The sequence below is a fragment of the Halorientalis pallida genome (assembly GCF_004118325.1).
Taxonomy (GTDB): Archaea; Halobacteriota; Halobacteria; order Halobacteriales; family Haloarculaceae; genus Halorientalis; species Halorientalis pallida.
Genome location: NZ_RDFA01000001.1, coordinates 485,380 through 498,155, shown reverse-complemented (window position 1 = coordinate 498,155; position 12,776 = coordinate 485,380). Strand labels below are relative to the sequence as shown.

Annotated in this window: 13 protein-coding genes; 12 read left to right on the top strand and 1 reads right to left on the bottom strand. The window is 66.6% G+C overall.

The window, feature by feature from the left end; translation table 11 throughout:
* From EAF64_RS02725 to EAF64_RS02670, 12 genes are all read left to right on the top strand, one after another.
* Positions 1-972, top strand: coding sequence for an ABC transporter permease subunit (locus EAF64_RS02725; RefSeq protein ID WP_129067423.1), 972 nt, complete (start codon positions 1-3; stop codon positions 970-972).
* A gap of 1 nt (position 973) precedes the next feature.
* Entirely contained in the window at positions 974-2,098 is a 1,125-nt protein-coding gene (locus EAF64_RS02720) for an ABC transporter permease subunit (RefSeq protein ID WP_129067422.1), read from the top strand.
* Positions 2,095-2,892: an ABC transporter ATP-binding protein gene (locus tag EAF64_RS02715; protein ID WP_129067421.1), complete on the top strand. Its 798-nt coding sequence runs from the start codon at positions 2,095-2,097 to the stop codon at positions 2,890-2,892. Before EAF64_RS02720 ends, EAF64_RS02715 begins: the two co-directional genes overlap by 4 nt.
* Complete coding sequence (locus EAF64_RS02710) at positions 2,885-3,583, top strand: ABC transporter ATP-binding protein (RefSeq protein ID WP_129067420.1); 699 nt, start codon at positions 2,885-2,887, stop codon at positions 3,581-3,583. The genes EAF64_RS02715 and EAF64_RS02710 overlap by 8 nt, the downstream gene beginning before the upstream one ends.
* A 98-nt stretch (positions 3,584-3,681) precedes the next feature.
* Positions 3,682-5,142: a phosphomethylpyrimidine synthase ThiC gene (gene thiC / locus EAF64_RS02705; RefSeq protein WP_129067419.1), complete on the top strand. Its 1,461-nt coding sequence runs from the start codon at positions 3,682-3,684 to the stop codon at positions 5,140-5,142.
* A gap of 51 nt (positions 5,143-5,193) precedes the next feature.
* On the top strand, positions 5,194-6,297 hold the full coding sequence (gene gcvT / locus EAF64_RS02700) for a glycine cleavage system aminomethyltransferase GcvT (protein WP_129067418.1): 1,104 nt from the start codon (positions 5,194-5,196) through the stop codon (positions 6,295-6,297).
* Entirely contained in the window at positions 6,294-6,677 is a 384-nt protein-coding gene (gene gcvH / locus EAF64_RS02695) for a glycine cleavage system protein GcvH (protein WP_129067417.1), read from the top strand. Before gcvT ends, gcvH begins: the two co-directional genes overlap by 4 nt.
* Positions 6,678-6,860: 183 nt before the next feature.
* Positions 6,861-7,904 carry a metal ABC transporter substrate-binding protein gene (locus EAF64_RS02690; RefSeq protein WP_129067416.1) on the top strand — a complete coding sequence of 348 codons (1,044 nt, stop codon included), beginning with the start codon at positions 6,861-6,863 and terminating at the stop codon, positions 7,902-7,904.
* Positions 7,886-8,698, top strand: coding sequence for a metal ABC transporter ATP-binding protein (locus tag EAF64_RS02685; RefSeq protein WP_394345744.1), 813 nt, complete (start codon positions 7,886-7,888; stop codon positions 8,696-8,698). The genes EAF64_RS02690 and EAF64_RS02685 overlap by 19 nt, the downstream gene beginning before the upstream one ends.
* Positions 8,695-9,690, top strand: coding sequence for a metal ABC transporter permease (locus EAF64_RS02680; protein WP_129067414.1), 996 nt, complete (start codon positions 8,695-8,697; stop codon positions 9,688-9,690). The genes EAF64_RS02685 and EAF64_RS02680 overlap by 4 nt, the downstream gene beginning before the upstream one ends.
* 42 nt (positions 9,691-9,732) lie before the next feature.
* Positions 9,733-9,945 carry a hypothetical protein gene (locus EAF64_RS02675; RefSeq protein ID WP_129067413.1) on the top strand — a complete coding sequence of 71 codons (213 nt, stop codon included), beginning with the start codon at positions 9,733-9,735 and terminating at the stop codon, positions 9,943-9,945.
* A 120-nt stretch (positions 9,946-10,065) separates the two neighbouring features.
* Positions 10,066-10,434, top strand: a complete 369-nt coding sequence (locus tag EAF64_RS02670) for an SRPBCC family protein (RefSeq protein WP_227738866.1) — start codon at positions 10,066-10,068, stop codon at positions 10,432-10,434.
* An 80-nt stretch (positions 10,435-10,514) separates the two neighbouring features.
* Here the strand turns inward: EAF64_RS02670 and EAF64_RS02665 are convergent, their stop codons facing one another.
* The gene (locus tag EAF64_RS02665; RefSeq protein ID WP_129067412.1) at positions 10,515-12,413 is read right to left on the bottom strand and encodes a right-handed parallel beta-helix repeat-containing protein; all 1,899 of its coding nucleotides are present in this window, start codon (positions 12,411-12,413) and stop codon (positions 10,515-10,517) included.
* Positions 12,414-12,776 lie beyond the last annotated feature (363 nt).

The following is a 12,776-nucleotide window of genomic DNA, read 5'->3' as shown; positions in this document are numbered from 1 at the left end:
ATGGCTATCGGTCTGGACCTTCTCGTCCAGTTCTTCCCAAACTTCGCGTCGATCGTGCTGGCCGCGACCGGGCTGGCCATCATCTTCGGCATCATGGGCGTGATCAACCTCGCACACGGCGAGTTCATCATGGTCGGGGCGTTCTCGACCTCGCTCGCCTACAACGGCGGGATTCCGTTCCTGCCAATCGACGCACTGCCGGGGCTGTCACGACTGATCGGCGCGATGCTGTTCGCCGCACTGGTGACGGCGCTGTTCGGCCTGCTGGTCGAACGGACGATCATCTCCGGAGCGGTGCCGAACTGGATCTCGGAACGCACGCTCGGCCGACCGGTCGTCACGCCGCTGTACGACCGCCTGCTCGATTCGATGGTCGCTACCTGGGGGCTCAGCCTCATCATGGTCCAGACGTTCCGGAACGTCTTCGGCAACTCCCTCAGCGGCGTGCCGATCCCGTTCGGCGAACTCAGTTACGGTAACTCGTCGATCGGGCTCTACCAGGTCCTGCTGGCTGGTGTCGCGGCGTTCGTGCTGATCGCGCTCTACCTGGTGTTCGTCCGGACCGACTACGGCATGCGTGCCCGGGCGACGATCCAGAACGAGTCCATGGCCCAGTCGCTGGGCGTGAACACCGAACGGACCTACATGGCGACGTTCGCCCTGGGGTCGGGCCTCGCAGGCCTGACCGGCGCGCTCTACACCCCGCTTTTGAGCATCGAACCCGGCCTCGGGTCGGTGTTCCTGGTCGACGCGTTCGTCGCCGTCGTCGTCGGTGGCTCGTCGGTGGTCGTCGGGACTCTGCTGTCGGGCGGCCTGCTCGGCATCGTCGACACGCTGTTCTCGAACGTCTACGGGACGTTCGCCGGTCGCATCGCGCTGTTGATCGTCGCCATCGTCCTCATCCGGTTTATTCCGCAGGGGCTGAGCAGTCTCGTCGAACGGCTGCGCGAACGCCGGCTGGAGGTGGACTGAGATGGGCGTCGAGAGCGACGACACGGCGACGCGCGGGCCGCTGGGACGGCTCGCCGCGGCACTGCACGGGCCGAACACGATGGGCAACTCCCGCAGGTTCTGGTACCTGTTCGGCGTCGTGGTGTTGCTGTTCGTGTTCTTCCCGCTGTACATGCTCCCGTCGGCGGTCACGAACATGTCCCAGTACCTCTCGCTGGTACTGCTGGCGCTGAGCCTGGCCGTCGTCTGGGGCTACACCGGCGTGTTGAGCTTCGGCCAGGTCGCCTTCTTCGGGGTGGCCGGGTACACCTACGGGATCGTCGCGATCAACGTCACTGGCCCGCTCGGGACGATAGCCGGACTGGTCGTCGCGGTCGGGATTGCGGCCCTGTTCGCGGCCATCCTGGGCTACTTCATGTTCTACGGCGGCGTCAGCGACGTATACGTCACGATCCTGACGCTGGTGGTCGTGCTGGTGTTGAAGACCTTCCTCGATCAGACCGCCGGCGACGAGTGGACCATCGGCGAGGCCGCACTCGGTGGCTTCAACGGAATGCCGGGGATCCCCGACCTGGCGCTCGGCATCGGGGAGCCGTTCCTCGTCTTCAACGACACGGTGCTGTTCTACGCGGCCCTGCTCGCGGTGCTCGTCACGTACCTCGGGCTCCGCGCGTTGCTCAACAGCGACTACGGTCGCGTGATGGTCGCGGTCCGTGAAGACGAGGACCGAACCGAGATGCTCGGCTACGACGTGAAACGCGTCAAGCTCACCGTCTTCACGTTCGGCGGTGCGCTCGCTGGACTGAGCGGTGTCCTCTACGTGACGTACTTCAACTACATCAGCCCCTCCGAGCTGAGCCTGACCGCGGCCTCCCTCCCGGTCATCTGGGTGGCCGTCGGCGGTCGGAAGACGCTGTTGGGCCCCATCGTGGCCACCATCTTCATCGAGCGGCTCGGACTCTTCCTCTCGGTGAACGTCGGCGACTGGGCGTTCGTGATCAACGGGCTACTGTTGCTCGTGATCGTCCTCCTGTTGCCCGAGGGGCTCCTTCCGGGGCTCCGGGACCTCGTGTCCTGGATCGGTGATCGCCGTGGTGACAGCGACACCGACGACACGACCGACCCGACCGGGGAGGTGATCGAATGAGCGACACCGCCGACGGCATGGACCCCGCGGTCAAACAGACCAGCGCGGAGCTGGCGACGGGTGTCGACACCGACACCATCCTCCAGACCGAGGGGCTGACCAAGCGCTTCGGCGGGCTGACGGCCATCGACGACGTGGACTTCGGCGTCGAGGCCGGCGAGTTGCGCTGTCTCATCGGCCCCAACGGCGCGGGCAAGTCCACGCTGCTGAACCTCGTTACGGGTGCGCTCTCCCCGTCGGAGGGCGAGGTCTACTTCGAGGGCCACGAGATCACGGGTCTGGACCCCCACGAGCGTATCCGACACGGGCTCAGCATCAAGTTCCAGGTCCCCAGCGTCTACGAGGACCTCACCGTCCGTGAGAACGTCCGCCTGCCGATCCAGCGGCTGGCCGCCGGCTCCGAACGCGACGAGCGGATGGCCGACGCGCTCTCGGCCTCCGGCCTCTCGGCCAAGGCCGACGTGACGGCATCGGCGCTGTCCCACGGCGAACAGCAGCAACTGGAGATCGGTATGGCGGCCTCGCTGGACCCCGATCTCCTCTTGCTCGACGAACCGGTCGCCGGCCTCTCGGTCGACGAGCGCACCGAGATCGCCGACCGGATCACCCAGCTCAACGCCGAGCGCGACATCGCGTTCGTCGTGATCGAACACGACACGGACTTCGTGGCGGAGATCGCCGATCACATCACCGTCCTCCACCAGGGCGAGACGTTCCGGGAGGGGTCCATCGAGGAGATCGAAGCCGATCCCGAGGTCCAGCGGATCTACCTCGGAGGTGAGACCGATGCTTGAACTCGACGGGGTCCGGGCGGGCTACGACTCGACCCCGATCCTTCGGAACGTCGACCTCTCCGTCGAGGAGGGCGAGATCGTCGGCGTGATGGGAAAAAACGGCGTCGGGAAGACGACGCTGGTCAGGACCGTCATGGGACTCGTCGAACCCAACGAGGGGACCGTCCGGTTCGACGGCCGCGACGTGACCGAGACGCCGCCACACGAGCGCGCCCGGTCGGGGATGGGCTACATCCCGCAGGGCCGGGAGATCTTCCCCGACCTCACCGTCGAGCAGAACCTCAGGATGGGCGAGTCGATCAACGAGAGTTCGTCGGACCTGCTGTACGAGGACGTGTTCGACTACTTCCCGATCCTCGACGAGCGCCGCGATCAGAACGGCGGGACGATGAGTGGCGGCCAACAACAGATGCTCGCCATCGCGCGGGCGCTGGTCGCCAACCCCGACCTCCTTCTGCTGGACGAACCCAGCGAGGGCATCCAGCCCTCCATCGTTCAGCAGATCAGCGAGGATATGCGCGCCATCAACGAGGACCTCGGCACGACCATCCTCTTCGTCGAGCAGAACCTCTCGGTGATCCGTGACATGGCCGATCGCTGTTACGCCATGGAACGTGGCACCATCGTCGACGAACTCGGCGCGACGGACCTCGAAGACGAGGAGACCATCGCCTCCTACCTGGCGGTTTGACCCGATCCCCTCTTCTCGCGCGCCGCTCGCCCGACTCCAGCGGCGCACTTACACGGCCGAAGCAAGGCTTATTACCTAGTAATATAATCTAGTGGTCGATGCCAGGGACGCAGTTGGCCCGCGCTCGCGCCGGCGAGGTCACGCCGGCGATGGAGCGGGTCGCCGACCGGGAGAATCGCGATCCGGAGTTCGTCCGCGAGCAGGTCGCTGCGGGGCAGGCGGTGATCCCCGCCAACCACGGCCACGACGCGCTCGACCCGATGATCGTCGGCCGGGCGTTCGCGACGAAGGTCAACGCCAACATCGGCAACAGCGAGACGACGAGCGATCTGGCGGGTGAACTCGAAAAACTCCACGCTGCAGTCCACTACGGCGCGGACACGGTGATGGACCTCTCGACCGGCTCCAATCTGGACGAGATCCGTGAGGCCAACGTGGCCCACTCGCCCGTGCCCGTCGGGACGGTGCCGATCTACGAGGCCGTCACGCAGGTCGAAGACGTGGCCGATCTCACTCCCGAACTGCTGCTCGACGTGATCGAGAAACAGGCCGAGCAGGGCGTCGACTACATGACGATCCACGCCGGCGTCCTCGCGGAACACCTCCCGCTGACCGACGGGCGCAAGACCGGAATCGTCTCGCGCGGTGGCTCCATCCTCGCACAGTGGATGGAGGAGAACGGCGAGCAGAACCCCCTCTACACCCACTTCGAGGATATCTGTGCGATCTTCGCCGAGCACGACGTGACCTTCTCCCTGGGCGACGGCCTCCGCCCGGGGTCGCTGGCCGACGCGAGCGACGAGGCCCAGTTCGCGGAACTGGACACGCTGGGCGAGTTGACCCGCCTCGCGTGGGACAACGACGTGCAGGTGATGGTCGAGGGGCCGGGTCACGTCCCCATGGACGAGGTAGCCGACAACGTCGAGCGCCAGCAAGAGGTCTGTGACGGCGCACCTTTCTACCTGCTCGGGCCGCTCGTGACCGACGTCGCGCCGGGGTACGACCACATCACGAGCGCCATCGGCGCGACCGAGGCCGCCCGCGCCGGCGCGGCGATGCTCTGTTACGTCACGCCCAAGGAACACCTCGGCCTGCCCGAGGCCGAGGACGTGCGGGACGGGCTGGCGGCCTACCGGATCGCCGCCCACGCCGGCGACGTGGCCGCGGGCAAGCCGGGCGCTCGTGACTGGGACGACGCTCTCTCGGAAGCCCGGTACGACTTCGACTGGCGGCGGCAGTTCGACGTGGCGCTGGACCCCGAACGCGCCCGCGAGTTCCACGACCAGACTCTCCCCGGGGACAACTACAAGGAGGCTCGCTTCTGCTCGATGTGTGGCGTCGAGTTCTGTTCGATGCGGATCGATCGGGACGCACGCGACGCGGACGGTGAGATGCAGGCCATCGACGACGAGACTGACCTCTCGGAGTCGCCGGCGGCCGAGGTGAACCTGCCGCCGACGGGGAGTCACGACACCAGCGACGTGCCCGAGTTGCCCGACGGGGTGGAACCGGTTCACGACGACGGGGTGGACGGCGAGGAAACGACGGCGGACGACTGATGCGGTGTCGAAGGGGGAAGAGTTAGGTCGCTGCGCGGGGCCGATACAGGTATGACGGGACGCACGCCGCCCCTGCACGCCGTCCACGAGGATGTGGGGGCGAAGTTCACTGATTTCGGTGGGTGGGAGATGCCGGTCGAATTCGACTCGATCCGAACCGAACACGCGGCCGTCCGCGAATCGGCCGGGATCTTCGACGTGTCGCACATGGGTGAGATCGAAGTCTCCGGACCGGACGCGGAGACACTCCTCCAGCGGCTCACGACCAACGACGTGACCGCGCTGGACCCCGGACAGGCACAGTACGCGATGATAACCGACGAGGACGGAATTGTCCTCGACGACACGGTGGTCTACAACCTCCCCGCGGATCGGGACGCGGACTACCTCTTCATCCCCAACGCCGGTCACGACGGGCAGATGTACGACCGGTGGGTCGACCACCGCGACGAGTGGGAGCTGGACGCCACCGTCGAGAACCGCACGGACGACTACGCCATGCTCGCGCTCCAGGGCCCAGAGGCCGAGGAGCGCCTGCTCGATCCGGTCGCCGACGGCCAGCGGACGGCGATCTGTGACCTCTCGCGGTTTGCCGCGATCACTGCGACGATCGCGGGCGTCGACTGCTTGGTCGCCCGGACCGGCTACACCGGCGAGGACGGCTTCGAGTTGATCGTCCCCGCCGCCGAGGTCGAGACCGTCTGGAACGAGTTCGACTGCCAACCCTGTGGCCTCGGGGCCCGCGACACGCTCCGGATCGAGATGGGGTTTCTCCTCTCGGGCCAGGACTTCGACCCCGAGGACAACCCCCGGAACCCTTACGAGGCGGGCGTCGGGTTCACGATCAAACTCGACACGGAGTTCGTCGGCCGGGACGCCCTGGAACGGGTCGACGCCGAGGGCGTCGAGGAGAAGCTGACGGGCTTTCGGCTGGTGGATCGCGGCGTCCCTCGGCAGGGCTACACCGTGCAGGACCTGGACGGCGAGGCCATCGGGTCGGTCACGAGCGGGACCATGAGTCCGACCCTCGACAAACCCATCGGGCTGGCCTATCTGCCGGTGGAGTACCGCAGTCCGGGGGTCAACGTGCAGGTGATCGTCCGCGGCGAGCCGAAAAAGGCACAAACACAGGCGTTGCCCTTTCTAGATAGATGAGCTTCGAGATTCCCGACGACTGCCGGTTTCTGGACTCCCACGAGTGGGCGCGCCGCGAGGATAGTACTGTGCGGATTGGCGTCTCAGACTTCGCACAGGACGAACTCGGCGACGTGGTGTTCGTCGAACTCCCCGCCGAGGGTGACGCGGTGACCGCGGGCGAGGACTTCGGCGTCATCGAGAGCATCAAGGCGGTCTCCGACCTGTACGCCCCCGTCTCGGGCACCGTCGTCGCCGTCAACGACGACCTCGTGGACGCGCCGGAGCTGGTCAACGAGGACCCCTACGGCGATGGCTGGATGGTCGACGTCGAGATCGACGACGAGAGCGAACTGGACGGGCTGCTCTCGCCGGACGAGTACGACGACCAGATCGCCTGAGACCTCCGACCGTCGTTTCCGCTGTTCTGTCGCGAGCTGGTGCCACACCGACTCCCAGCGCCGAGGCCGTCCCTCGTCCACGGCCGAGCAGCCAGTCGGTCGACCGTCCCAAGAATTAGACACGTCTAATACTTTGTTTGGAACAGAACTATTATTTACTTCGACGTATCCCCTAGAGCTGTCATGGACGAATCGAACTGCGGTATCTCGTCTCGGCTCTCTCGGCGGCAGGCGCTGGTTGCGGGGTCGGGGGTACTGACGGCTGGGGTGGCCGGGTGTCTCGGAGGCGGGCGTGGCTCCGGTGGCACGACCGCCGTAGCGTCGTTTTTCAGCTTCTACGATTTCGGTCGGCAGATCGTGGAGAACACGCCGGTCGAGGTCGAGAACCTCGTTCCGACCGGCCTCCACGGTCACGGGTGGCAACCGAACTTCGACGTGACTCGACGGATCATCGAGGCGGACGCGTTCGTCCACGTCGGGCCCGGCTTCCAGCCGTGGGCCGACCGGGCCATCGAGACGGTCAAGGGCGACGGTATCGACACGGACCTGATCAACGTCCGGGAGGGCGTCGACCTCGTCGATCTGGCCGCCAGCCTCGACCGTGAGGAGGAGGGTGTCGGCGCGAACCAGGGCAAGGACCCGCACTTCTGGCTCGACCCACACCGGGCCCGACGCTCCGTCGACAACATCACCGAGGGGCTGATCGCGGTCGCCCCCGACCACGAGGACACGCTCCGGGAGAACGCCGAGTCGTACAAGGCCGACGTGCTCGACCGGATCGACAGCGACTACCGGGCCATCTTCGACGCGGCCGACCGGAAGGTCGTGCAACTCGCCGCGCACAACGCCTTCCAGTACATCGGCGTCCGCTACGGCGTCGAGATGCGGCCGATCGTCACGAACCTCGCGGCCAGCGGCGACGTGAAGCCACAGGACATCACGCGTGCGAAAGAGGTCATCAGGGAAAACGACATCCGATACATCGGCAACGGCGTCTTCGAGGCGCGCCGGCCCGCCAGGCAGTTGCTCGAAGAGACGCAGGTCGAGGCGTACTTCCCGGTGACGCCCTACGCCGGCGTGCGGAAGGAGTGGGTCGAAAACGACTGGGGCTACGAGGAGATCGCGGACAACATCAACATGCCGACCTTCCAGGTCGTCCTCGGGAACGAAGCGCCCGAAGACGTCGGGCCCGACGGCTGGGCCGAGCAGTGGAGGAACTTCGAATGACCGGACACCGCTCAAGCGCCGCGAGCGACGCCGCGACGGGAAACGGTGCCTCGCCGGGCGAGCCGGTGATCGACGTGTCCGGCGTCGACTTCGGCTACACCGCGACGCCGGTCGTCGAGAACGTCTCCCTGACGGTCGAGTCGGGCGAGTACGTGGCCGTCGTCGGGCCGAACGGCTCGGGGAAGTCGACGCTCATGAAACTGATGCTCGGCCTCCTCGAACCCGACGAAGGGACGGTTCGGCTGTTCGACGAACCGGCCCACGCGTTCGACGATGGCGACCGGATCGGCTACGTCGCCCAGCAGGCCAGCGCCTCGAAGGAGATGCCCATCACGGTCCGGGAGGTCGTGAAGATGGGCCGGTTCCCACACGTCGGGTTCGGCCGGCTCTCGGCGGAGGACTGGCGGATCGTCGACGACGCCCTGGCGACGGTCGGGATGGGCGACTTCGCCGACCGGCGGATCACGAACCTCTCGGGCGGGCAACGCCAGCGGGCGTTCATCGCGCGAGCGCTGGCGAGCGAGGCGGACCTGCTCGTCCTCGACGAGCCGACCGTCGGCGTCGACGCCGAGTCCGTCGAAGCGTTCTACGATCTGCTGGACGCGCTCAACGAGCGTGCCATCACGATCCTGCTCATCGAACACGACCTGAGCGCCGTCACCGACCACGCCGACCGGGTGGTCTGTCTCAACCGCGAGGTGTACTTCGACGGCCCGACCGCCGAGTTCGTCGAGAGCGACGCGCTCGCCCGCGCTTTCGGCACCACCGCGACCGTGGTGGGTGATGCCCGATGAATCCCGTTCTGCAGACGAGCCCCCTCGACCCCCTGCTCGCGCCGCTGTACGCCGTCCTCGACCTGTGGTCGGCGTTCATGTTCCTGCTGTGGGACCTGACGGGGCTGGGCTTGTTGCAGTACCAGTTCCTCCACCGGGCGATCCTGGTCGGGCTCTGTATCGGCGTGATGGCGCCGCTGATCGGGACGTTCCTCGTCCACCGCCAGCTCGCGCTGATCGGGGACGCACTGGCTCACACCGCGTTCGCCGGCGTCGCCGTGGGACTGTTCCTGAACGCGGTGATCGACCTGGGCGTCTCGCCGTACCTGACGGCGGTCGTCGTCGCGATGCTCGCCGCGCTGTTGATCGAGGTGATCTCCGAGACGACCGACGCCTACAACGACGTGTCGATGGCTATCGTTCTCTCGACCGGGTTCGCGCTGGGGACGACGCTCATCAGCATCAACGCCGGCGGGCTGGCGGTCGGGATCAACCAGTACCTCTTCGGGAACCTCTCGACGGTCTCGCCGGAGAACGCCGCCATCCTGCTCGTGCTGTTCGTCGTCATCGTCGCCACGGTCGCGCTCACGCGCAACCAGTTGCTCTACGTCACCTTCGACGAGACGGCGGCGGAAGTCTCGGGCATCCCCGTCACCTGGTACAACCGCGTGATGGTAATGCTCACGGCGCTGGTCGTCGTCGGTGCCATGCAGATCATGGGTGTCATCCTCGTGGCGGCGATGCTCGTCGTCCCGGTGGCCGGGGCGGCACAGGTCACGCGGAGTTTCGACGGCTCCTTGCTCGTCTCCATCGTCCTCGCGGAACTGGCCGTCCTGCTCGGGATCGGCGTGGCCTACTACGCCGGGGCGACCGCCGGCGGCGTCATCGTGCTGGTCGCCGTCGCGATCTACGTCCTCGCCGTCGTCGCCGGCAAGGTTCAGACGGCGGTCGGCGACGAGGAGACCCCGACCGTCGGTGCGATCGACGCGGGTGAAGAGCGGACCGCCGACTGACTCGCGGGAAACAGTTTTGCCTCCGCCGCCGGTAGGAAAGGCGTGACACGTCTCGACGCCGTGCGATCTCGTCTCGTCCGGAACCCGACGCTGGCGGCTTCCGCCTTCGCCGTCGTCACTGCGCTTTTCGCCCTCCTGGCGCTGTCCTCGCCCGCCAGCGGCCCGTCCGTCGCGGAGTTCGTGCCGTTCGTCCTCGCACTCGGTATCGCGGTGGGCGTGATCGCGTTCGTCGGCCTGTCGGCGCTCTCCAGGTGAGCCGTCCTCCGGGCCGGCCCCGTTCGCCGCCGCGACGGGTCGCCCGGGCCACGACGGGACCGAGACCATCGGAGACGGATTAGTGCAGTCGTGTGTACCCGGGCAACGGGATCCGTCAGCGTGACCAGGACGTTCGACGCCGCCCCGGACCGCGTCCGGGAGCCGATGGCCGACGTGGAGCGGTTCATCACGGCTACGGGCTTCGACGAGGTGACCGTCGACGGCGCAGACGTGACCATCGTCAACGGGTTCGGACTCGCCGCCATCGAGCCGGATCCCAGGACCGTCGACCGCCCGGACGCCGAATCGGCCTACGAACAGGCCGACGGCATCTTCGAGGAGATGTGGACGACCTACGAGGTCACCGCCGAGGACGGCGGTACTCGGGTGACGGCGACGACGGAGTTCGCCCTCGACGCCACAGTGATCGAGCGCCGTCGCGAGTTGACCGCCCAGTTCGACTGGCTGGAACGCGTCGTGGCCGAGTGACCGCCCTCATCACGTCGGCGTTCGGTCGACTGTGGGCCGGCCCCGGAGCGAGGTCGGTGTGTTCGGGCCGCGGGGCATCCTCAGGTGCAGTCTTTCCCCACGCCGTTCCCGGTGAATTTGACGTCCTGTTTGGCGTTGCCGGAGAACTGATTGCCGCCACAGGTGAGATTCGAGTTCGGTCCGTAGCTGATCCCGTGGTAGCCGCTATCGCGGATGGTCGAGTTTTCGATCGTCGCCGTCCCGGTGTGTCCGAAACTGTAGAGTAACACGCACGCCTGGCTGTGTTCCCCGCCGCGCATTCGGTTCTGACCGGCGTTCTCGACGACTACGTTCCGGAGGACGTTGTCCGCACTGCCGGTGATGAACGAGATGCCGTTCCAGGTCCCGGGTGTCCCGTCGACGCCGGTGAAGGTGATCCGCGAGGACCCCGACCCGTCGGCGTTGATCGACCCGTCGGTCCCACTCCCGGTGAAGATGGTGACGTCCTGGTGAGCTTCGATCGTCGCGCCCGGTTCGACCGTCAGTGGCGCGTCGACGGGCAAGTTCCTGCTGAGTCGGTACGGAGCGTCGAACCCGTGCCAGGTCGCCGCGTCCGTGAGCCTCGTCTGTGGTCCCGACTGGACGCCCACGTAACTGTCACTCCCGAACGTCTGACTCTCGTCCAGTCCGTCGACGACGTTCGCGTGTAGCTGGAGGGCTGCCGCGTTGTCCGAGAATATGCACTCGGTGACTGTGAGGTCCGTGCCGCCGGAATCGACCTTGATCCCGGCGGTCCCGTTGCCGGTGACGATACAGTGGTCGAACGTCGCCGTGACGTTGCCGCCCCGGATCAACACGCCACCCCTGGAGTCGTCGGCACCGGTCCACATTTCACCGCCAGCGTACTCCACTCTCGTGTGGACGAAATCGAGGGTCGCGCCCTTGCCCGCGAAGATGCCCTGCCAGGCCCCCGGCGAGTCGCGACTCCCGGTGAAGACGACTCCGTCGCCGCCCGAGCCGTTCGTCTCGAAGGTGACACCGTCGGCCTCGATACCCACCTTCTCCGCACACTGGACGGTGACGTTCTCCTCGACGGTGAGGTCGGCCGCCAGGCGAACGTCCTTCTCGGCGTAGTACTCGACACCGGGATCGACCCAGGTCTGACTGGTCCCGACGGTGTTCTGTCCGCCACCGCCGGTGATGGTGATCCTGTCGGTGTCGTTGTTCTCGACGGTGTTGTCGGCGGCGATGCCACCGACGAGGTCCGAGTGAACCTGTGCCGAGAGTTCGTTGCTCGCGATGCGTGTGTTCGCGACGGTCAGATCCGGGTCCTCGTAGGGTGCCCGCAGGCCGGCCCGTTCGTTGTAGCGAAGCGTCACGCCGTCCAGACTGGCCGTTCCCGAACTGACCAGCAGGCCGCCGGACCTGATCGCGTACGCGCCGTGCCACTTCCCGCCGCCGGCGTACTCGAGTATCGTGTTCCGCAGGTCGTTTTGTCCTGTCGGACCGTTGTTCAGCCGGACTCCCCGCCAGAACCCACGGGTCCGGGTCTGCCCGGTGAGGATCACCGGATCCGACGTCGTCCCCGTCGTCTCGAATCCAGCGTCCGACTCGACGTGTATCCCCGCGTCCTGTCCGAATTCGACGTACACACCTGCTTCGAGCGTCAGGGTTCCGTCCGTGACCTCGAGGATGCCGTCGATACGATAACACCCCTTCTCCAGTGTCGCGCCGCCGTCCAGGTCCGACTGGCTGAGCGTGGTAAAGGAGCCACAGTTGGGCGTCGCGCTGTCGGTCGGTGCGTCGGCGGTCGGCGCCGACTCCGTCGACCCGAACAGGTCGCCGTCGATCTGACACCCCGAGAGGCCGACTGCCACAGCCGTCGCCCCGAGCGACCCGAGGACGCGCCGCCTGTTCACCCGACGCGTCCGGTCGTCCGCCGTCTCTCTCGTCCGATTCGATGCGTCGATCGTCCGCGGATCATCTCGATTCCTTGTCATATATCGACTACCCGGCCGTCGTACCGGGAACGAACCGGATAAGTCACACTCCTGAGGGTGAAATAATCCCCCTGTCTAAACAGCTAGACTCGGCCACACTTCGACCCGCTATCGGCGTCCAGCCCCCGGGTTTCGTCGGTGTCGCCGGTGGGGCCGACGACCGGTCCGCTCGGCGGCTCCGTCGTCGACTCGACGCCCCGGCACCTCCGCTCTCACTCGTCGGCGTTCCCGTCTGTCGGCTGGTCCAGGGGGTTCCCGTCGTCCGTTCGACACCCCCGGGAGCGACAGGTGCTCGATCGGTCGCCTATTTGATATAGCGATATTCGATTTACCTGGGGTCGATCGGGCACACAGAACGGTTCG

What these genes read in the sequence shown, in the direction of transcription:
- EAF64_RS02665 (WP_129067412.1), bottom strand. Translation starts at nt 12,413, where the DNA reads ATGACAAGGAATCGAGATGATCCGCGGACGATCGACGCATCGAATCGG.
- EAF64_RS02690 (WP_129067416.1), top strand. Translation starts at nt 6,861, where the DNA reads ATGGACGAATCGAACTGCGGTATCTCGTCTCGGCTCTCTCGGCGGCAG.
- gcvT (WP_129067418.1), top strand. Translation starts at nt 5,194, where the DNA reads ATGACGGGACGCACGCCGCCCCTGCACGCCGTCCACGAGGATGTGGGG.
- thiC (WP_129067419.1), top strand. Translation starts at nt 3,682, where the DNA reads ATGCCAGGGACGCAGTTGGCCCGCGCTCGCGCCGGCGAGGTCACGCCG.
- EAF64_RS02680 (WP_129067414.1), top strand. Translation starts at nt 8,695, where the DNA reads ATGAATCCCGTTCTGCAGACGAGCCCCCTCGACCCCCTGCTCGCGCCG.
- EAF64_RS02720 (WP_129067422.1), top strand. Translation starts at nt 974, where the DNA reads ATGGGCGTCGAGAGCGACGACACGGCGACGCGCGGGCCGCTGGGACGG.
- EAF64_RS02715 (WP_129067421.1), top strand. Translation starts at nt 2,095, where the DNA reads ATGAGCGACACCGCCGACGGCATGGACCCCGCGGTCAAACAGACCAGC.
- EAF64_RS02725 (WP_129067423.1), top strand. Translation starts at nt 1, where the DNA reads ATGGCTATCGGTCTGGACCTTCTCGTCCAGTTCTTCCCAAACTTCGCG.
- EAF64_RS02710 (WP_129067420.1), top strand. Translation starts at nt 2,885, where the DNA reads ATGCTTGAACTCGACGGGGTCCGGGCGGGCTACGACTCGACCCCGATC.
- gcvH (WP_129067417.1), top strand. Translation starts at nt 6,294, where the DNA reads ATGAGCTTCGAGATTCCCGACGACTGCCGGTTTCTGGACTCCCACGAG.